This is a genomic window from Streptomyces sp. NPDC005004, assembly GCF_053600675.1.
The window spans coordinates 176,466-195,116 of the sequence record NZ_JBSGAH010000013.1; the positions used below are offsets into that span (position 1 = coordinate 176,466).

General features: G+C 73.1%; 15 protein-coding genes. 4 read left to right on the forward strand and 11 right to left on the reverse strand.

Features of this window, described 5'->3' with window-relative positions; all coding sequences use genetic code 11:
• Positions 1-31: 31 nt before the first annotated feature.
• Together mycP and ACWEEU_RS20540 are read right to left on the reverse strand one after the other, a co-directional pair.
• Positions 32-1,273, reverse strand: a complete 1,242-nt coding sequence (gene mycP / locus ACWEEU_RS20535) for a type VII secretion-associated serine protease mycosin (protein ID WP_451734050.1) — start codon at positions 1,271-1,273, stop codon at positions 32-34.
• Positions 1,270-2,691 carry a hypothetical protein gene (locus ACWEEU_RS20540; RefSeq protein WP_385746231.1) on the reverse strand — a complete coding sequence of 474 codons (1,422 nt, stop codon included), beginning with the start codon at positions 2,689-2,691 and terminating at the stop codon, positions 1,270-1,272. Before ACWEEU_RS20540 ends, mycP begins: the two co-directional genes overlap by 4 nt.
• A gap of 274 nt (positions 2,692-2,965) precedes the next feature.
• On the opposite strand from ACWEEU_RS20540, the gene ACWEEU_RS20545 reads away from it, so the two are divergent.
• Positions 2,966-4,168 (forward strand): amino acid deaminase/aldolase, encoded by a 1,203-nt coding sequence (locus ACWEEU_RS20545; RefSeq protein ID WP_451734052.1) that lies wholly within the window; start codon positions 2,966-2,968, stop codon positions 4,166-4,168.
• 37 nt (positions 4,169-4,205) lie between these two features.
• Here the strand turns inward: ACWEEU_RS20545 and ACWEEU_RS20550 are convergent, their stop codons facing one another.
• From ACWEEU_RS20550 to ACWEEU_RS20565, 4 genes are all read right to left on the reverse strand, one after another.
• Entirely contained in the window at positions 4,206-5,447 is a 1,242-nt protein-coding gene (locus tag ACWEEU_RS20550; protein ID WP_451734054.1) for a haloacid dehalogenase-like hydrolase, read from the reverse strand.
• A 25-nt stretch (positions 5,448-5,472) separates the two neighbouring features.
• Positions 5,473-6,255 (reverse strand): 3-oxoacyl-ACP reductase, encoded by a 783-nt coding sequence (locus ACWEEU_RS20555; RefSeq protein WP_451734056.1) that lies wholly within the window; start codon positions 6,253-6,255, stop codon positions 5,473-5,475.
• A complete protein-coding gene (locus ACWEEU_RS20560) occupies positions 6,252-7,625 on the reverse strand; it encodes an aldehyde dehydrogenase family protein (protein WP_451734058.1) in 1,374 nt (457 codons plus the stop codon). The genes ACWEEU_RS20555 and ACWEEU_RS20560 overlap by 4 nt, the downstream gene beginning before the upstream one ends.
• A gap of 299 nt (positions 7,626-7,924) precedes the next feature.
• Complete coding sequence (locus ACWEEU_RS20565; protein ID WP_451734060.1) at positions 7,925-9,283, reverse strand: glutamine synthetase family protein; 1,359 nt, start codon at positions 9,281-9,283, stop codon at positions 7,925-7,927.
• A 96-nt stretch (positions 9,284-9,379) separates the two neighbouring features.
• Between ACWEEU_RS20565 and ACWEEU_RS20570 the strand changes: the two genes are divergently transcribed.
• Together ACWEEU_RS20570 and ACWEEU_RS20575 are read left to right on the forward strand one after the other, a co-directional pair.
• Positions 9,380-10,177, forward strand: a complete 798-nt coding sequence (locus tag ACWEEU_RS20570) for a FadR/GntR family transcriptional regulator (protein ID WP_451734062.1) — start codon at positions 9,380-9,382, stop codon at positions 10,175-10,177.
• 52 nt (positions 10,178-10,229) lie between these two features.
• Positions 10,230-10,925 carry a gamma-glutamyl-gamma-aminobutyrate hydrolase family protein gene (locus tag ACWEEU_RS20575; RefSeq protein ID WP_451734064.1) on the forward strand — a complete coding sequence of 232 codons (696 nt, stop codon included), beginning with the start codon at positions 10,230-10,232 and terminating at the stop codon, positions 10,923-10,925.
• 84 nt (positions 10,926-11,009) lie between these two features.
• On the opposite strand, the gene ACWEEU_RS20580 is transcribed toward ACWEEU_RS20575, so the two are convergent.
• Positions 11,010-11,915 (reverse strand): LysR family transcriptional regulator, encoded by a 906-nt coding sequence (locus ACWEEU_RS20580; RefSeq protein ID WP_385746210.1) that lies wholly within the window; start codon positions 11,913-11,915, stop codon positions 11,010-11,012.
• Positions 11,916-11,985: 70 nt separating this feature from the next.
• Between ACWEEU_RS20580 and ACWEEU_RS20585 the strand changes: the two genes are divergently transcribed.
• On the forward strand, positions 11,986-13,161 hold the full coding sequence (locus ACWEEU_RS20585; RefSeq protein WP_451734066.1) for an SLAC1 family transporter: 1,176 nt from the start codon (positions 11,986-11,988) through the stop codon (positions 13,159-13,161).
• Here the strand turns inward: ACWEEU_RS20585 and ACWEEU_RS20590 are convergent.
• The 4 genes from ACWEEU_RS20590 to ACWEEU_RS20605 all read right to left on the reverse strand — a co-directional run bounded on the left by ACWEEU_RS20590 (position 13,073) and on the right by ACWEEU_RS20605 (position 18,516).
• The gene (locus ACWEEU_RS20590) at positions 13,073-13,804 is read right to left on the reverse strand and encodes a helical backbone metal receptor (protein ID WP_451734112.1); all 732 of its coding nucleotides are present in this window, start codon (positions 13,802-13,804) and stop codon (positions 13,073-13,075) included. The two genes, ACWEEU_RS20585 and ACWEEU_RS20590, sit on opposite strands and share 89 nt — an antisense overlap.
• An 8-nt stretch (positions 13,805-13,812) precedes the next feature.
• Positions 13,813-14,385, reverse strand: a complete 573-nt coding sequence (locus ACWEEU_RS20595) for a helix-turn-helix domain-containing protein (protein WP_385746204.1) — start codon at positions 14,383-14,385, stop codon at positions 13,813-13,815.
• Between the two features lie 434 nt (positions 14,386-14,819).
• Positions 14,820-17,435: an ABC transporter permease/substrate binding protein gene (locus ACWEEU_RS20600; protein ID WP_451734069.1), complete on the reverse strand. Its 2,616-nt coding sequence runs from the start codon at positions 17,433-17,435 to the stop codon at positions 14,820-14,822.
• Positions 17,428-18,516: a quaternary amine ABC transporter ATP-binding protein gene (locus ACWEEU_RS20605; RefSeq protein ID WP_451734071.1), complete on the reverse strand. Its 1,089-nt coding sequence runs from the start codon at positions 18,514-18,516 to the stop codon at positions 17,428-17,430. Before ACWEEU_RS20605 ends, ACWEEU_RS20600 begins: the two co-directional genes overlap by 8 nt.
• Between the last annotated feature and the right edge of the window lie 135 nt (positions 18,517-18,651).

An 18,651-nucleotide genomic window follows, 5' to 3' on the forward strand; every position in this document is an offset into this window, starting at 1 on the left:
GACGTCTCTCCGATCTTCGCGGAGACGCCCCCTAGGGGATCAGACTCCCGCTGTTCTCCCTCCGGCCGCGCCACAGCACCACCGCCGCCACCAGCAGCACCCCGCCCGTGCCGCCCGCGAGCGGTGCCGCCCAGTCGGTCGCGCTGCCCGCCGACCTGGGGGCGTCGGGGCCGGTGCCGAAGTACCTGCCGCCGTAGGCAGCCGAGTTCAGACCCTGGGTCTTGAGGCCGGCGGCGGACTTGAGGGCGGCGGCCGGGTCGATCATGCCGAAGCCGCGTGAGTCGTCGCGGCCGCCGGCCGGGGCGTTGCGGGCGGTGTCCTCCAGGAGCTTCTTGACCTGGGCCGGGGTGAGATCGGGGTGGGCCGCCTTGATCAGGGCGGCGGCGCCGGAGACGAAGGCGGAGGCGGCGGAGGTGCCCCAGCCCTCGTAGTAGCGGTGGTCGGGGTCCGCGATCACGACGTCCACGCCGGGCGCGCTGACCGTGGCGTACCAGCGGCGGGTGGAGAAGGAGGCGCGGGTGCCGTAGCGGTCCACGGCGGTGGCGACGACGACGCCGGGGTAGGCGGCCGGGTAGGAGACGTGGTCGCCCTTGTCGCCGCCGTTGCCCGCCGAGGCGACGACGACCACGCCCTTGCGCAGGGCGTACTGCACCGCCTCGTCCTCGGTGGGCTCGGGGTGCGCGGAGTCGGAGTCGTCGCCGAGGGAGAGGTTGATGACGTCGGCGCCGTGGTCGGCGGCCCAGCGGATGCCCTCGGCGAGGGCGTTGGCGCGGGTGGTGCGGGCCTTGGCGCGGGCGGGGTCGCCGTCCTCCAGGATGACCCGTACGGGAAGGATCTTCGCCTTGGGCGCCACGCCCATGACCCCGGCCGCGTTGCCGGGACCGTGGCCGTGCCCGGCGATGATGCCCGCCATGGCGGTGCCGTGCCGGGCCCAGGCGCGGTCACCGGGTCCGGCGCCGAAACCGATCATGTCCTTGCCGGTCAGCACGTTCCCGGCGAGGTCGGGGTGGTCGTCCTCCACCCCGGTGTCCAGGACGGCGACGGTGACGCCCTGGCCTTGCGTCGTACGCCACGCCTCGTCCAGGTGGAGGGCGCCCAGGCCCCACTGCTGGGCCCGGATGCTGTCCGCGTGGGCGGCGGTCGCCGGGAGCAGCGCGAGGGAGGCGGCGGCGAGCAGGCTGAGTGCCGGACGCGTGACGGCGCGGGCGGCGCGGGCGGCGCGGGCGGCGCGCGTGCGACGGACGGTGGGGTTGGGGCGGGTGGGGCGCCTCATGCGGTTTTCTCCGTGGCCGGTCCGACTCTCTGCCGCAGCCGCCGTTCGACACGGTCGGCCAGGCCCTGCGCCTCGTTGCCGAGACCCGCCTGGGCCGGTGCGCTGGTGGCACCGGCGCGTACGGCGTCCGCCGCGGGCTCCGGCGCGTCGACGCCGCGGCCGTCGGCCCAGCCGGAGACGGCGAAGGCGACGACCGGGGCGTCGGTGAGGACGTCGATGGTCCAGCTCGCGCGCTGCGCGTCCCCGAACCTCGCCGCCGCGGTGCCCTTGGCGGCGTAAGGGCGGGGCAGCAGGTCGGTACGGCGGTCCAGGTGCTCGCCGCGGAAGCGGTTGGCGAGCGAGGTCATGGCGGCGGGGTCGGCCTTGGTGAACAGCAGGCCGACGGTGGTGACGTAGCTCTGTGTGGCGTCGGTGTAGGTGGCCCGCAGCAGTCTGCGGCAGCCGACGGGCGCGAGTACCTTGCGCAGCAACGGGTCGAAGGCGTCGGCGCAGCCGCTGTCGGGGGCCACGGCGATCCGGGTCCAGGTGCGGTCGGCCCCACCGGGACCGGCGCCCTTGCCGTCGAGGGTGGGTGGGAAGAGCTTGTCCACGGGCACGCTGTGCCACAGTCCACCGGCGGCCTCGTAGGCACTCGCGGGCGCGGGGGCACCCCCGTCGCCGCTGAGCCAACTCCCCACGGCGGCACCGCCGATGAGCCCGAGCCCGAGCACGACACAGACGGCGGCCCCGACGACACGCCCGCGCGCCCACGCCATCGGCCGCGCTGCTCCGGCTCCGCTCCCGCCCCCGAACGGCTCCGGCTCCCCGAACGTCCCCAGCGACCACGCGGGCGTCCCGGCGCTCCAGGAGTAGGAGGGGTCGGGCGCGGGCGGGGGGCTGCCGATGTGGGGTGCGGTGGGTGCGGTGGGGCTCCAGGCGGTACGGGGGCCGGGGTCGGTGGGCGCCGGTGCGGTGGGGACTGCCGCAGGGCGGGCACCGGTCGCGACCGCCTCGCCGTGCAGGGTCGTTGCGGGCTCGGTCACCTTGGGCGCGGGCCGTAGGGGACGCAGCCGGGTGGTGGTCTCCTCGGGGGTCTCGGCGGGAGGGGTGGGCCGCGAGACGGGGCGGGGCGGGGTGGCGGGGGTGGCCGGAGCGGCGGCCCGCGCGGCGGGACGCGACGGACCGGCAGCCCGCCCGGCCGAAGGCGGGGAGACGGGCGGGGCATCGGGGAAGCGCGCCGAGGCGGGCGGCGGAGGCGGACTCGTCGGCGCGTCCGGGGCGGGCACGGCGGCCGTCGGCTTCTTCTCCACACGCGGGCGAGGGGTGAACACGGAGGGCTCCGCGGGCTCCCCCACCACACCGCTCTCGGCGGTACTCGTGGACGGACTGCCGGAGTCGTCGGCCTCGGAGGACGGGGCGCGGCGCGCTTCCGTGCTCATGCACCCCCCGTTTCCTGTTGCCCGGGCCGACTGCTCGTGCGCGGGCCGTTCTGACTGGTCGGCCGGGCCCGGCGGGCGAGTTCCGTCCGGGCACGCATACCCGTACGGCCGGACGGCCATCCCTGTTCAGCCGATGCGGCCGGGGGCGCTCCGCCGTACGTGCGCGTCACTCTACGGGCTGCCACCCCCACGGACGGAACCAGTCCGCGCCCCCGCGGCATCTGCCCGGAACGTCCCCCTACCCTGCGGTAATCGCGTCTGGCAGGCTGCCGTCATGACTGCGCGTGCCGCCGACAGGGCCCGGTACGACCGGGCCACCGCCGCTCTGGATGCCCCGCTCGCTCTGGTGGATCTGGATGCCTTCGATGCCAACGCGGACGACCTGGTGCGCCGGGCTCAGGGGAAACCCGTGCGGGTCGCCTCCAAGTCGGTCCGGTGCCGGGCGCTGCTTGAGCGGGTGCTGGCGAGGGACGGGTTCCAGGGGATCATGTCGTTCACGCTGGCGGAGTCGCTGTGGCTCGCGCGTTCCGGGTTCGACGACGTGTTGCTGGCCTATCCGTCCGCCGACCGTGCGGGGTACGCGGAGCTGGCGTCCGACCCGAAGGCGGCAGCGGCCGTCACGGTGATGGTGGACGACGTGGCGCAGCTGGATCTCATCGACTCGGCGCGGCAAGGGGGGCGTGAAGTCGTCCGGGTCTGCCTGGAGTTGGACACCTCGCTGCAACTGCTGGGCGGCCGGGTGCGGATCGGCGCGCGACGATCGCCGTTGCACTCCCCCGCTCAACTGGCGGAGCTGGCAAGGTCGGTGGCGCGGCGGCCGGGTTTCCGGCTGGTGGGGATCATGGCGTACGAGGGTCATGTCGCGGGCGTGGGGGACGCGTTGGCCGGGCGCCCCGCGCGGTCGCGGGCGATCCGGCTGATGCAGGCGGCGGCGCGGCGGGAGTTGGCCGAGCGGCGCGGGGCGGCAGTGCGTGCCGTCCGGGCGGTGGCGCCGGAGCTGGAGTTCGTCAACGGCGGCGGCACGGGGAGTGTGCAGTACACGGCGGCGGAGGACGCGGTCACCGAGATCGCGGCCGGCTCGGGGCTGTACGTGCCCCGCCTCTTCGACAACTACACGTCGTTCAGGGGCCGTCCGGCCGCCCTGTTCGCGCTGCCCGTCGTACGGCGCCCCGGTGTCGGGGTCGTCACGGTGCTCGGCGGCGGCTATCCGGCGTCCGGCGCGGCGGGCCGGGACCGGCTGCCTGAGCCGTATCTGCCCGAGGGGCTGCGGTACGACCCGCAGGAGGGGGCCGGCGAGGTGCAGACCCCGTTGCTGGGCTCGCCCGCCGACGATCTGCTGATCGGCGACAAGGTGTGGTTCCGGCACGCGAAGGCGGGCGAGCTGTGCGAACGGTTCGACGTGCTGCACCTGTTGGAGGGGGACACGGTCACGGAGACCGTGCCCACCTACCGGGGCGAGGGGCACACGTTCCTCTAGCCGACCCCTCAACAGGCCCTGTCCGTGAGCCGGCAGGTCAGTACACGGTGTCCGCCTGGTCCGGCACCACCGAGCCGTCCGGACGCCGCACCGGCGCGCGGCTGCCGTCGGGGGCGTTGTAGGCGGTGGTGGAGCAGGCGTACGGATCGGACTTGCGGGGCAGCGGGTCGATGAACATGGGGTTGATCACCCAGCGTCCGTCGGCGTTGTCGTAGGCCCGGCACATCACCTCGGCCTTGTTGCGGTTGAGGACGAGGTGGGCGCCGGTGGCGTCGCCGACGAAGGTGACGTCGGTGTCCGCGTCGCCGCCGCCGATGGCGATGCGCTGGGCGGCGGGCTGCCTCTTCCAGGCGGCGGGACCGTGGATCTTGTAGATGTCCTGGTTGATCCAGCACCGCTTGCCGTCGATGTACGGGATCGCGGTGCCCTTGCCCGCCGGGACGCCGCCGCAGCCCTCGTTGGCGTAGGTGATGCGGCCGTGGCGGTCGAGGACGGAGCGGATGGCGATGGTGTGCGCGGCGTCGACGCCGATGGCGCGGGACCAGACCTCGGTGACCGGTTCGGAGCCCGCGGAGACGATGTAGACGCGGAATCCGGCCCGTTGGAGGGTGCGGACGAGGTCGCGCTGCTGGTCGTAGTAGCGGACGTAGGCGGGGACGGTGTGGGTGCCGAGGGTGCGGGTGGCGCCGACGGGGGCGGCGAGTGCCTCGCGGCGGGCGGCGCTCGCGTAGGAGGTGAGCTGGGCGACGGTGCGCCCCGCGAAGAGCTGGGGCACCCAGGCGTACTGCGGGACGGTGTGCCGGTGGTTCCAGGTGCCGGCGAAGGCGGGGGCGCCGCTCATCGTCCTGGCGTTCTCGCGGATCTCCAGGATCTCGTCGGTGCAGCGGGGCAGCTTCGAGGTCCGCAGGGAGACGCCCGCGCCGGTGCCGCAGGCCGCCGTGAGCGCGCGGTCGGCGGCGTCGGTCATCCAGGCGCTGGTGTCCTTCCAGCGGGCCGGGCGGGGCAGGACGTCGTGGCGCAGCGCCCAGGAGATGGTCGCGTCGGTGACGTCGTTCTTGGTGATGGTGTTGTCCCAGTCGAACGCGGCGACCGCGCCCCGGTGTCCGGTGCAGGTGCCGTACGCGTCGATGACGTGTTGCAGTCGGGCGCGGTTGTCGCCGTACCAACTGGTGCTCAGTCTCGGGCAGTTGGAGTCGGCTGCCGCCGCGGTGGGGGCGAGGGGCGGGGCGGCCGCCAGGGCGGCGGCCGCGGCCAGGGTCCAGGCGAGAAGCTGTCGCATAGGACGGGGACCGTACACCGTTCTGCTACAGGGGTGTTACGTACGCGCCGGAGATTCCTCCGTCCACCAGGAAGTCGGTGGCGTTGACGAAGGAGGAGTCGTCGCTGGCCAGGAAGGCGACGGCGGCGGCGATCTCGTCGGCCTCGGCGAAGCGGCCGAGCGGGATGTGGACGAGGCGGCGGGCGGCGCGCTCGGGGTCCTTGGCGAACAGCTCTCGCAGGAGCGGGGTGTTGACGGGTCCGGGGCACAGGGCGTTGACGCGGATGCCCTCGCGGGCGAACTGCACGCCGAGTTCGCGGGACATGGCGAGGACGCCGCCCTTGGAGGCGGTGTAGGAGATCTGCGAGGTGGCCGCGCCCATCCGGGCCACGAAGGAGGCGGTGTTGATGATGGAGCCCTTGCCCTGGCGGCGCATGTAGGGGATCGCGGCCTTGCAGCACAGGTAGACGGAGGTGAGGTTGACCTCCTGGACCCGCTTCCACGCCTCGAGGCCGGTGTCGAGGATGGAGTCGTCGTCGGGCGGTGAGATACCGGCGTTGTTGAAGGCGACGTCGACGCTGCCGTAGGTGTCGAAGGCGGCCTGGAACAGCGCCTCGACCTGCTCGGGATCGGTGACGTCGGTCTGGACGAAGAGCCCGCGGGTCTCCTCGGCGGCGGCCTTTCCGGCGGTCTCGTCGATGTCGGCGCAGACGACGTGCGCGCCCTCGGCGGCCAGGCGACGCGCGGTGGCCAGGCCGATGCCGCTCCCGGCTCCGGTGACGACGGCGGTACGGCCGACCAGGCGGCGGCAGACAGGGTTCTCGGTCACAGTGCGGGGCCCTCCGTGCTGATGAAGACGTTCTTGGTCTCGGTGAAGGCGGTCAGGGCGTCGGGGCCGAGTTCGCGGCCGAGTCCGGACTGCTTGAAGCCGCCGAACGGGGTCCAGTAGCGGACGCTGGAGTGGGAGTTGACGGACAGGTTGCCCGCGCGGACGGCCTGGGTGACGCGCAGGGCGCGGCCGAGGTCGCGGGTCCAGACGGACCCGGAGAGCCCGTAGGGGGTGTCGTTGGCGAGCCGGATCGCGTCCCGCTCGTCGGTGAAGGGCAGCAGGACGGCGACGGGTCCGAAGATCTCCTCGCGGGCGGCCGGGCTGTCGGGGGTCGCGTCGGTGAGGACGGTCGGCGGGAACCAGAAGCCGGGTCCTTCGGGCGCGGTGCCGCGCAGGGCGGGGGCGCCGTCGGGGACGTAGGAGCGGACGCGGTCGAGCTGGGCGCGCGAGATCAGCGGGCCCATCTGCGTCTTCTCGTCGGCGGGGTCGCCTACGACGACGGCGGCGAGCGCGTCGGCGAGGAAGGCGCGGGCCTCCTCGTAGACCTCCTCCTGCACCAGGACGCGGGTGCGGGCGCAGCAGTCCTGGCCGGAGTTGTCGAGGAAGGAGAAGGGGTCGAGGGCGGTTTCGAGGTCGGCGTCGGCGAAGACGACGTTGGGGCTCTTGCCGCCGAGTTCCAGGGTGACCGGCTTGACCTGCCGGGCACAGCGTTCCATCACCTCGCGGCCGGTGCGGGTGGAGCCGGTGAACACGATCTTGGCCACACCGGGGTGCTCGACCAGGGCGCGTCCGGCGGTGTGGCCGTAGCCCGGCAGCACCTGGAAGAGGTGCTCGGGCAGACCCGCCTCCAGGGCGAGTTCGGCCAGGCGGAGCGCGGTGAGCGGGGTGGCCTCGGCGGGCTTGAGGACGACGGCGTTGCCCGCGGCCAGGGCCGGGAAGGAGCCCCAGGCGGCGATGGGCATGGGGAAGTTCCAGGGGGCGATGACGCCGACCACGCCGAGCGGTTCGTGGAAGGTGACGTCCCAGCCGCCGGGCACGGGGATCTGCTTGCCCAGGAGCCGTTCGATGCCACCGGCCGCGTAGAGGAGGAGGTCGCGGGCGTTGCCGGCCTCCCAGCGGGCGTTGCCGATCGTGTGACCGGCCTCGCGGACCTCGATGCGGGCGAGCTCCTCGGTGTGGGCGTCGACGGCATCGGCGAAGCGGCGCAGCAGCCGGGCACGGTCGGCGGGGGCGAGGGCGGCCCAGGTCTCCTGCGCGCGGGCGGCGCGGGTGACGGCGGCTGCCACGTCGTCCTCGCTCGCGGCGGGAACGGTGGCGAGGAGTTCCTCCGTGGCGGGGTTGACCACCTGAAGTTCTTGCGGGTCCGTCAAGGGGTGACCTTTCGGGGAGGGCGGTTCACGGGGGTGGGGCGAGGAGGGGGGTTCACAGGGGCTCGGCGGGCGGGGGCGGTTCACAGACGCCGGATGGGCGAGACGATCCACGGGCCGCGGAGTGGGCGGGGCGGTTCACAGGCGCCTGGCAGCCGGCGCGGTTCACAGGGGCTCGGCGGGGAGAACGGTTCACGGCGTCCTGACGGCCGACGCCGCTCACAGGCGTCTGGCACACGGAGCAGTTCACACGCCCCGATCAGCGTGTACCGGCCGTCACCCCTGCTCCCCGTGAACCCGGTTCACAGCCGTTCGAACGATCGCCGCAGCTCCCAGTCCGTCACCGCCGCGTCGAAGGCGGCCAGTTCCACCCGCGCCATGTTCAGGTAGTGCGCCACGACCTCCTCCCCGAACGCCTCCTTCGCCAGTGCGCTCGCCGCCCACACGTCGGCGGCCTCGCGCAGGGTCGCGGGCACGTGGTCGTACTCGGCGGCGTAGGCGTTGCCCGCGCACGGCTCGGGCAGTTCGAGCCCCTGCTCGATGCCGTACAGCCCGGCCGCGACGAGCCCGGCGACAGCGAGGTACGGGTTCACATCGCCGCCCGGCAGCCGGTTCTCGAAGCGGAGCGAGCGCCCGTGGCCGACCACCCGCAGCGCACAGGTCCGGTTGTCGTACCCCCACGCGACGGCGGTGGGCGCGAAGGAGCCCGGCTGGAAGCGCTTGTACGAGTTGATGTTGGGCGCGTAGAGCAGGGAGAAGTCCCGCAGCGCCGCGAGCTGTCCCGCCAGGAAGTGCCGCATCACGTCGGACATCCCGTCGGGCCCCGCCATCGCGTTGCCCCCGGAGGCGTCGGCCAGCGAGAGGTGGATGTGGCAGGAGTTGCCCTCGCGTTCGTTGAACTTCGCCATGAACGTCAGGGACACCCCCTCCTGCGCGGCGATCTCCTTCGCGCCGGTCTTGTACAGCGCGTGGTGGTCGCAGGTGACCAGAGCCTCGTCGTAGCGGAAGGCGATCTCGTGCTGGCCGGGGTTGCACTCGCCCTTGGCGGACTCCACGGTGAGCCCGGCGCCCGCCATGTCGTTGCGCAGGCGGCGCAGCAGGGGCTCGACGCGGCCGGTGCCGAGGATGGAGTAGTCGACGTTGTACTGGTTGACCGGGGTGAGGTCCCGGTAGTTGGCGTCCCAGGCCCGCTCGTAGCTGTCCTTGAAGACGATGAACTCCAGCTCGGTGCCGACCTGGGCGGTGTAGCCGAGCGCGGCGAGCCGGTCGAGCTGGCGGCGCAGGATCTGGCGCGGGGCGGCGGTGACCGGGGTGCCGTCCTCCCAGGCGAGGTCGGCCAGCAGGAACGCGGTGCCGGGGTGCCAGGGCAGACGGCGCAGGGTGGCGGGGTCGGGACGCATGGCGAAGTCGCCGTAGCCGCGGTCCCAGGAGGACATGGCGTAGCCGTCGACGGTGTTCATCTCGGTGTCGACGGCGAGCAGGTAGTTGCAGCCCTCGGTGCCGTGGCCGAGGACCTCGTCGAGGAAGAAGCGCGCGGCGAACCGCTTGCCCTGGAGCCGCCCCTGCATGTCGGGGAAGGCGAGGACGACGGTGTCGATCTCGCCGCCGGCGACGAGCGCCCGCAGTTCCTCGACGGTCAGCGGGGGTGTGCGGTCTGCCACCAGAAAAGCCTCCTTAGGCTCCTTCGCGCGGTGCGGCCGGTCCGGTGGCCATAAGGTATTGCCGGAGACCATTGCTTGGGAAGGGGGCGCGGCCGGATGCCGCGGGACACCGACATACGGGACACCCACGTACGGGAGACTCGCCCACCGGAGACTCACGCCCCGGGAGCCGGCGCTTGCGAGCCCGCCGACCGCCTCGGCGCCGTGCTGCGCCCCGTGCGCGCGGGCAACGGTTTCGAGGAGGCTCTGGAGCAGATCCTCCAGGTGGTCCGCCTCGGACTGGTGCCCGGTGGCGACCGGCTGCCCGCGGAGCGGGAGTTGGCCGAACGTCTCGGGATCAGCCGCGTCACCCTGCGCGAGGTCCTCAAGGTGCTGCACGACCAGGGCCTGGTCGAGTCGCGGCGCGGCCGGTACGGCGGCACGTTCGTACGGCCCCGCGCGGACGCGGGCGGCGAGGACGAACTGCGGCGGCGCGTCAGCGAGGTCGACATCGAGGACGTCCTCCGCTTCCGCGAGGTGCTGGAGACCGGCGCGGCCGGACTCTGCGCGGCGCACGGGCTCACCGAGGACGGCGCTGTCCGGCTGCGGCGGGCCCTGGAGCGCACCCACGACGCCCCGCTCGCGGACTACCGCCGCCTGGACACCCTGCTGCACCTGACCCTGGCCGAGCTGTGCGGCTCTCCGTCGCTGGCGGCGCGGTACGCGGCGGTACGGGCGAGCGTCAACGAACTCCTCGACTGCATCCCGCTGTTGGTGCGCAACCTGGAGCACTCCCAGCGCCAGCACACCGCCCTGGTGGAGGCGGTGCTCACCGGCGACGCGGAGGCCGCCCGGGAGATCGCGCGCGAGCACTGCGCGGGCACGGCGGCGCTGCTGCGGGGCTTCCTGGCGTGAGCCGGGTTCTGCAAAGGTAGGAGACGATACCTTTGTACGACGGGAGCGCAGCGTGACCGGACAGCCGCCCTTGATCGGCGTGAGCACCTACCTGGAGGGCGCCGCCCGCTGGGGTGTGTGGGAACTCCCCGCCGCCCTGCTGCCCGCCGCCTATCACCGCCTGGTGCAGCGCGCCGGAGGCATCGCGGCCCTGCTCCCGCCGGACGGTCCCGAGCGCGCCGCCGCCGCGGTGGCCCGCCTCGACGGGCTGGTGATCGCGGGTGGCCCCGACGTGGACCCGGCCCGCTACGGCGCCGAGCGCTCCCCCCGCACGGGGCCGCCCGCCCACGAACGGGACACCTGGGAACTGGCGCTGATCGAGGCGGCGCTGGAAGCCCGCGTACCGCTCCTCGGCATCTGCCGGGGGATGCAGCTCCTGAATGTCGCCCTCGGCGGCACCCTCGTCCAGCACCTGGACGGTCACGTGGTGGAGACCGGCGCCTTCGGCACGCACCCGGTGACCCCGGTCGAGGGCACGCTGTACGCCGAGGTCGCCCCGGAGGAGACGGCCCACGTGCCGACGTACCACCACCAGTGCGTCGACCGCCTGGGCCGGGACCTGATCCCCTCCGCTCACGCGGAGGACGGCACGGTGGAGGCGGTCGAACTCCCGCCGGCCGAGGGATGGGTGCTCGGTGTGCAGTGGCACCCCGAGATGGGCGAGGACCTACGGGTCATGCGGGCACTGGTGGACGCGGCAGCCTCCTGACCCCGGCCCGCCCCGGCCCATCTCGGCCCACCCCGCCGCCTCGGCCCACCCCGCCGCCTCGGCCCGCCTCGCCCCCGCTCCGGCTCAACTCCGCGTCAGCGCCAGCAGCTCCCGCGCCGGACCCGTGGGCCGGTGCCCGACCGGCCAGACCGCCCGCAACTCCCGCCGCAGCGCGAGCCCCGCCACCGGAACCCCCACCAGCCGCCGGGTCGCCAGCTCCTCCCCCACGGCCAGCTCGCTGAGCACGGAAGGCCCGGCCCCGCCCACGGCAGCCGCCTTCACCGCCGTGGTGGAGGACAGCTCGATCAGCGGCCGGGCGAGGCCACCGAGGGCCGCGTCCAGGACCTGCCGGGTGCCGGAGCCGCGTTCGCGCAGGATGAGCGGGGTGGCGGCGAGTTCCTCGGGGGCGAGCGGGCGGCTGCGGCGGGCCCACGGATGGGTGGGTGCGGTGACGACGACCAGGCGGTCCCGGGCGACGACCGCCGAGTCCAGCGCCGTCGGCACGGTCAGCCCCTCCACGAAGCCGAGGTCGGCCTCGCCCGCGAGCAGGAGTTCGGCGACCCGCGCGGAGTTGCCGGCGAGCAGCGAGACCGCCGTCCCCGGGCGTCCGGCGTGCAGGGCGAGCAGCCAGCCGGGCAGGAGGTACTCCGCGATGGTCATGCTGGCCGCCACCCGCAGCCGCGAGTCCCGCCGGTCACGCAGGGCCCGCGCGCCCGCGTCGAACGCCTCGGCCGCCTCCACCACCCGTCGCGCCCAGTCGGTGACCAGCGCGCCCGCGTCGGTGAGGCGCGAGCCGCGCGGCGAGCGGTCCACCAGGGCCACGCCGAGCTGCCGTTCCATGGACCGCAGCCTGCTGCTGGCGGCGGGCTGGGTGATGCCCAGCTCCCGCGCCGCCGCGCCCAGACTGCCGAGCCGCGCCACGGCGAGCAGCAGCTCCAGCGCGCCCAGATCGGGCACCCGGTGCGCCAGCGGAACCTCGCTGTCACTCATAAACCCAGCTTATGCCCCGATAAGGACGAGGTCCCTGGTCGGTCCCGGTAGGGGCGGCGAAGCTGACGTCATGGTCACCCCTGTCCTCTGTCCACCCGCCGTCCCCGGCGAGGGCGCCGTACGGGCCGCCCGCGTCCGGCACCTCGGTCCCCCCTGGTACTCCGTCGTCATGGGCACCGCCGCCCTCGCCGGAGCGGGCGCCGCACTGCCCGCGCGCGTCCGGCCCCCGCAGCCGGTCCTCGCCGCCGCCTGGGCGCTGTCCCTCGTCCTCCTGAGCGCGCTCCTCGCCGCCCGCGTCCTGCACTGGACGCACCACCGCGACCAGGCCCGCGCCCACCTCCTCGACCCGGCGACGGCGCCGTTCTACGGCTGTCTGTCGATGGCCCTGCTGGCGGTCGGCGGGGCCGCCCTGACGGCGGGGCGGGGTCTGCTCGGCGCGGGGACGGCCGTCGCGCTGGACACCGTGCTGTTCTCGGCGGGTACGGCGGTGGGGCTGGTGGCGGCGGTCGCGGTGCCGTATCTGATGGTCGTACGGCACCGGATCGAGCCGGCGCAGGCCACCCCGGTCTGGCTGCTGCCGCTGGTCGCCCCGATGGTGTCGGCAGCGCTGGGACCGGCCCTCGTACCGTGTCTGCCGCCGGGGCAGCCGCGCGCGACCCTGCTGCTCGGCTGCTTCGCGCTGTTCGGGCTCAGTCTGCTGGCCGCGCTGCTGATGCTGCCGCTGATCCTCGCGCGCCTCCTCCTGGCGGGCCCGCTGCCGCTCGCGCTCACCCCGGCCCTGTTCCTGGTGCTCGGCCCGCTGGGGCAGTCCACCACCGCGACCGGCGCCGTCGCGGACCTGGCGCCCGGGGTCGTACCGGAGCCGTACGCGCACGGGCTCGCGGTGTTCGCCGTGCTCTACGGGGTCCCGGTCATGGGGTTCGCGCTGCTGTGGCTGGCGTTCGCGGCCGCGCAGGTGGTCCGGGCGCGGCGGCGCGGGATGGGGTTCTCGCTGACGTGGTGGGCGTTCACCTTCCCGGTGGGCACGTGTGTCACGGGCGCGGCCTCGCTCGCCCGGCACACGGGGCTGACGGCGTACGCGGTCCTCGCGGCCGGGCTCTACGTCCTGCTCCTGGCCGCTTGGGCCGCCGCCGCGTCCGGCACCCTGCGCGGTCTGCTCAGCGGACGGCTGCCCGCAGCGCCCCGGCCAGCGCGTCCGGAGCCTCGGCCAGTGACGGCCCGTACCAGGTCAGGTGCCGTCCGCTGACGAGGGCGCAGGGCAGTCCGGGGAAGGCTTCGGGTCCGTCGTCGGCGGTGAAGCGGTAGGGCTCGTCGGGGAGGACGACGAGGTCGGGGGCGGTGGCGCACAGCTCGGGCAGCGGGATGCGGGGGTAGCGCTCGGGGTGGCCGGCGCAGGCGTTGCGGATGCCGAGGCGGGCCAGGACGTCACCCGCGAAGGTGTCGCGGCCGAGGACCATCCAGGGGCGGCGCCAGATCGGCACGACGGCGGCGGCGGGGGGCGAATCCGGCGCGGGGAGCGCGGTCCAGGCGGATTCCGCCTCGTCGAGCCAGCGGGGCCGGGTGCGGGCGCCGCAGGCGGTGAGGACGCGGTCCAGTTCGCGGAAGGCCTGTGGGAGGGTGCGCACCTCGGTGACCAGTACCTCCAGGCCCGCGGCGCGCAGGGCGGCGAGGTCGGGGGCGCGGTTCTCCTCCTCGTTGGCGATGACGAGGTCGGGGGCGAGGGCGGTGATCCGCGCGATGTCGGGGTTCTTTGTGCCGCCGACGCGGCTGACGGCCAGGCCGGCGGGGTGGGTGCACCAGTCGGTGGCGCCGACGAGGGCGCCCGGCAGGGTGGTGGCGACCGCCTCGGTGAGGGACGGGACCAGGGAGACCACCCGCACCGGGGACACCGCCCCCACTAGCGGGACCGGTCCTTGACCGCCTCGATGTGCTCGGCGACGGCCACGACGATCACCCGGGTGTCCGGCACGGTGGCCCGCCAGCGGTGCCGTACGCCGCCGGTCAGATAGAGGGTGTCGCCCCTGCCGAGGCGATAGGCGCGTCCCTCGGCCTCGATCTCCACCGCGCCGTCGGCGACGTACATCAGCTCGTCGTTGCGGTGGCGGAACTCGCGGCCCGCGTCGTGGTCGCCGGTGAACTCGGAGGCGTGCAGCTGGTGGTGTCCGCGCACCAGGGGGCGCGTGCGCGGCTCGAAGTCGCCGTCCTCGACATGCTCGGCGCGTACGACGTCGACGCTGCACGCGGGGTCGGCCGCGGCGAGGAGTTCGACGGCGGTGGTGCGCAGGGCGTCGGCCAGCTTCTCCAGGGAGGTGCGGCTCGGGCGGGCCCGGTCGTTCTCCACCTGGCTGAGGAAGGGCACCGACAGGCCGCTGCGCTCCGACACGACCGCGAGGGTGAGTTCGAGGGCACGGCGACGCCGCCGGACGGCCGCGCCGACCCGCACGGGCTGTCGCTCTTTGTGGTCGCCCATCGCTGCGGCTCCCTCCTTCAGGCGTCGCGCGGCTGCCCGGGTACCCATTCGGCGGCACCCGTGTCCCAAAACGTTGTCCGCAAGGTTGTCTGCACCCTACGCATGTTCGGCAAACCGTTTCGCGCGTCTGTCGCATCGATGTCATACCGGTCACGACCGACGCGACGGTTCACGCCACGGGTCCGGCCGGGGCGCCGTGGGGCCGGTGGCCGTCGGTCGGTCGCCCGGGAGTCGGGCACTCCTTCCTCCGGTGTCCGCCGGGCACCCTCGGCTGTACCTTTCAATGCCGTCGCCGCCGCGGGTGTTCCCTGGTGCGCGCGGTCCGCCCGGCACCTGGGAGCGGTGCCGGGCGGACGGGTGGGGTGAGACGCTCGGGGCTGCGCCTCGCGCTGTGTGGTTGGCCGGATTCTTTCCGTGCGCGGGTTACCGAGTCGTCACTGCGGGGTCATGCGCCGTACGACGTCCGGGTGCTGCCCGACCCAGGCGGCGACGGCCTGTTCGGTCTTGCCCTGGCCCGCCTTGGTGATCCGTGCCTCCAGGCTGCCCAGCTCGTCCTCGCTCATCTTGAAGCCCTTGATCCACTTCGTGAGCTGCGGGTACTGCTCCGGGAACTTCCGGCTGGAGATGGTGCGGATGGTGTTGCCCACGCCGAATTCCTTCTTCGGGTCGGCCAGCTTGGTCAGGTCGTACTCGCTGTACGCCCAGTGCGGCGACCACAGCACCACGGCCACGGGCTCCTTCTTGGCGTAGGCCCGCTTCAGCTCGGCCAGCATCGCCGGGGTGGAGCCGTCGACGACCTTGTACTCCTTGTCCAGGCCGTATCCGGGCAGGACCTTGTTCTTGAGCAGGTTCATCTCGCCGGTGCCGGGCTCGATGCCGATGATCTTCCCGTCGAACGTCGAGGACTTGCCCTTGAGATCGGCCAGGGACTTCACGCCCTTGACGTAGGAGGGGACGGCCACTTCGAGGGAGGTGGGCTTGTACCAGGTGCCGAGATCCTCGAGCCGGTCCTTGCTCTTGTCCCAGAAGTTCTTCTGGGCGTACGGCAGCCAGGCGTCGAAGTTGACGTCGAGGTCGCCGGAGGCGAGGCCGGTGTAGACCGGGCCGACGTCCATCTGCTTGAGGTTCAGCTTGTAGCCGCGCCGCTCCAGGGCGTTCTTCCACAGGTAGGTGACGGCGACGTCCTCGTCCCAGGGGAACCAGGCGACGTTCACGGGGCGCTTTGCCTCGGCGGGCGTGGCGCCGCCCGCGTTCTTCACCGGGGCGAGCTTGTCGACGACGCCGGGGTTCTTCTTCAGCCAGGCGCGGACGGCGTCCTGCTGCTTGCCCTTGCCTGCCTTGTTGATCTCGGCTTCCAGACCGGTGAGCTGCTTCTCGCTCATCCGGAAGTCCTTCAGCCACTTGGCGACGACGGGGTCGTCGGCGGCGAAGCCCTTGCGGCTGAGGGTGTGCACGCCGTCGCCCTTGCCCCAGGCGCCCTTGGGGTCCTTGAGCTTCTTCAGGTCGTAGTCGCTGTAGGCCCAGTGCGGGGACCAGAGCGTGACGACGATCGGCTTCTTCTCGGCGTACGCGCGCTTCAGCTCGGCCAGCATCGCCGGAGTGGAGCTGTCGACGACCTTGTACTCCTTGCCGAGGCCGTAGGCGGGCAGGATCTTGGACTTGAGCAGGGCCATCTCTCCGGCGCTGGACTCGATTCCGGTGATCTTGCCGCCGAACTCCGACGCCTGGCCCTTGAGGTCTGCGAGCGAGTCGATGCCCTTCATGTAGGAGGGCACCGCGAGTTCCAGCGAGGTCTGCCCGTACCAGGAGCCGAGGTCGTCGAGCTGCTTTCCGTACTTCTTCCAGTACTGCGCGTGGGTGGTGGGCAGCCAGGAGTCGGTCTCGAAGTCGACGTCGCCCTGGGCGAGGGAGGTGTAGAGCGGGCCGGCGTCGAACTGCTTGGCGTCCACCTGGTAGCCGCGCCGCTCCAGGATCTCCTTCCAGAGGAAGGTGGAGGCGACGCCCTCGTCCCAGGGGATGTAGCCGATGCTGATCTTCTTGCCCTGGCCGACGTTTCCGGCGTCCGCGGCGGTGGTGGTGCCCTGGCTGCCGCCGAAGATCCCCATGCCGCCCGCGACCAGCGCGAGCACGACGATGCCGATCACGGCGACGGCCGGACGCGGCCGGTAGGAGCGGATGCGCACCCCGCGCACGGCGCGCAGCTTGGCGGCGGCGCGGCGGCCCATCGGGGAGACCTGGGTGCCGAGCGCGCTGGTCATCCGGTCGAGGTAGATGGCGAGGATGACGATGGCGATGCCCGCCTCGGAGCCGAGGCCGACGTCGAGCTGGCCGATGGCCTCGTTGACGTCGCCGCCGAGGCCGCCGGTGCCGACCATGCCGGCGATCGCGGCCATGGACAGGCCGAGCATGATCACCTGGTTGACGCCGGCCATCACGGTCGGCAGGGCCAGGGGGAGCTGGACCCGCAGCAGGGTGTCGCGGGGCGTGGTGCCGAACGCGTCGGCCGCCTCGACCAGTTCCTTGTCGACCTGGCGGATGCCCAGCTCGGTCATGCGCACGCCGGGGGCGAGCGCGAAGATCAGGGTGGCGACGATGCCGGCGGGGGCTCCGGTGCCGAAGAACAGGATGGCCGGGATGAGGTAGATCATCGCGGGCAGCGTCTGCATGAAGTCGAGGACGGGCCGGATCAGACCGCTGACGCGGTCCGAGCGGGCCGCCCACACGCCGACGGGCACCGAGATCACCAGGGCGATGATCGTGGCGACGAGCACCAGCGACAGGGTGACCATCGCGTCGTCCCACAGCCCGAGGGAGTCGATGAAGGCGAACCCCACGAAGGTGAGCACTCCGGCGACGCTGCCGCGCAGCCAGAAGGCGACGATCGCGAGGATGCCGGCGAGGATCAGTGGCTGGGGCGCCTGGAGGACGGTGTCGATGCCGTCGTAGGTGCCCTGGAAGACGGTCTTGAAGAAGTCGAACAGCCACGCCATGTGGCCGGTGAGCCAGTCGACGACGTCGTTGACCCAGGTGCCGAGCGGGATCCTAGGCATGGGCGGTCACCTTCTTCCCGCCCTGGTCGCGCCGGTTGTCGCAGGGTTCGGGGCTGCCCTCCTCCTCGCCGAGGAACCCGACGAGCCGCTGCCGGGGCACGACCCCGACGAGCTCGCGCGAGGCGTCGACGACGGCCACGGGGTGCGAGAGCCGGGCGCTGATCGCGCACAGGTCGGTGAACGGGGTCTCGGGGGTGGCCGTCTCGCAGGCGCAGTCGGCCTCGTCGCCGCGCACGTCGGTGTCCATCACGGTCCCGGCGGTCAGCACCCGGGCCCGGTCGACGTCCTGGGTGAAGGAGGCGACGTAGTCGTCGGCGGGGCGCAGCAGGATGTCCTCGGCGGTGCCGGTCTGGACGACGCGGCCGTCGCGCATGACGGCGATGCGGTCGCCCAGGCGCATGGCCTCGTTGAGGTCGTGGGTGATGAAGACGATGGTCTTGCACAGCGTCTTCTGCAGTTCCAGCAACTGGTCCTGCATGTCACGGCGGATCAGCGGGTCGAGCGCGCTGAACGACTCGTCCATGAGGAGCAGGTCGGCGTCGGTCGCGAGCGCCCGGGCGAGGCCGACGCGCTGCTGCATACCGCCGGAGAGTTCGTCGGGCCAGGAGTCCTCCCAGCCGGCCAGGCCGCACAGGGCGAGGGCCTCGTCGGCGCGGCGTTCGCGCTCGGCGCGGGGCACGCCCTGGACCTCAAGGCCGTAGGCGGCGTTGGCGCGGACGCTGCGGTGCGGGAAGAGCGCGAAGTGCTGGAAGACCATGCTGATCTTGCGTGCGCGCACCTCGCGCATCTGGGACGCGGTGAGCCGGGTGAGGTCCTGTCCGTCGAAGGAGACGTGACCCGAGGTCGGCTCCAGCAGACCGTTGAGCATCCGCAGCAGTGTGGACTTGCCGGAGCCGGACAGGCCCATGACCACGAAGATCTCCCCCGGCTCGACGGCGAAGGAGGCGTCGATGACGGCGGCGGTGACGCCTTCCGCCCTCAACTCCTCACGGTCGGCGCCCTGTTCGAGCCTCTGCACTGCCTGGTCCGGTTCTGGTCCGAACACCTTGTACAGGTGCTCGGCGGCAAGTCTGGAGGACATGCATACCTCTCGTCTCGGCGGCAAGGTGAGGAGACGAGCGGTCGTTCTGTTGTTTACATGAGCAACTACTCCACTCCGTGGCGGCGCCTGCCCGGACGCCCACACGGCAAACGCAAGAGTGATCCAGCTCACATT

Excerpts from the sequence above, each read along its gene's own strand:
- mycP (WP_451734050.1), bottom strand. The coding sequence starts at position 1,273 with ATGAGGCGCCCCACCCGCCCCAACCCCACCGTCCGTCGCACGCGCGCC.
- ACWEEU_RS20540 (WP_385746231.1), bottom strand. The coding sequence starts at position 2,691 with ATGAGCACGGAAGCGCGCCGCGCCCCGTCCTCCGAGGCCGACGACTCC.
- ACWEEU_RS20545 (WP_451734052.1), top strand. The coding sequence starts at position 2,966 with ATGACTGCGCGTGCCGCCGACAGGGCCCGGTACGACCGGGCCACCGCC.
- ACWEEU_RS20550 (WP_451734054.1), bottom strand. The coding sequence starts at position 5,447 with ATGCGACAGCTTCTCGCCTGGACCCTGGCCGCGGCCGCCGCCCTGGCG.
- ACWEEU_RS20570 (WP_451734062.1), top strand. The coding sequence starts at position 9,380 with ATGCCGCGGGACACCGACATACGGGACACCCACGTACGGGAGACTCGC.
- ACWEEU_RS20580 (WP_385746210.1), bottom strand. The coding sequence starts at position 11,915 with ATGAGTGACAGCGAGGTTCCGCTGGCGCACCGGGTGCCCGATCTGGGC.
- ACWEEU_RS20585 (WP_451734066.1), top strand. The coding sequence starts at position 11,986 with ATGGTCACCCCTGTCCTCTGTCCACCCGCCGTCCCCGGCGAGGGCGCC.
- ACWEEU_RS20595 (WP_385746204.1), bottom strand. The coding sequence starts at position 14,385 with ATGGGCGACCACAAAGAGCGACAGCCCGTGCGGGTCGGCGCGGCCGTC.
- ACWEEU_RS20600 (WP_451734069.1), bottom strand. The coding sequence starts at position 17,435 with ATGCCTAGGATCCCGCTCGGCACCTGGGTCAACGACGTCGTCGACTGG.
- ACWEEU_RS20605 (WP_451734071.1), bottom strand. The coding sequence starts at position 18,516 with ATGTCCTCCAGACTTGCCGCCGAGCACCTGTACAAGGTGTTCGGACCA.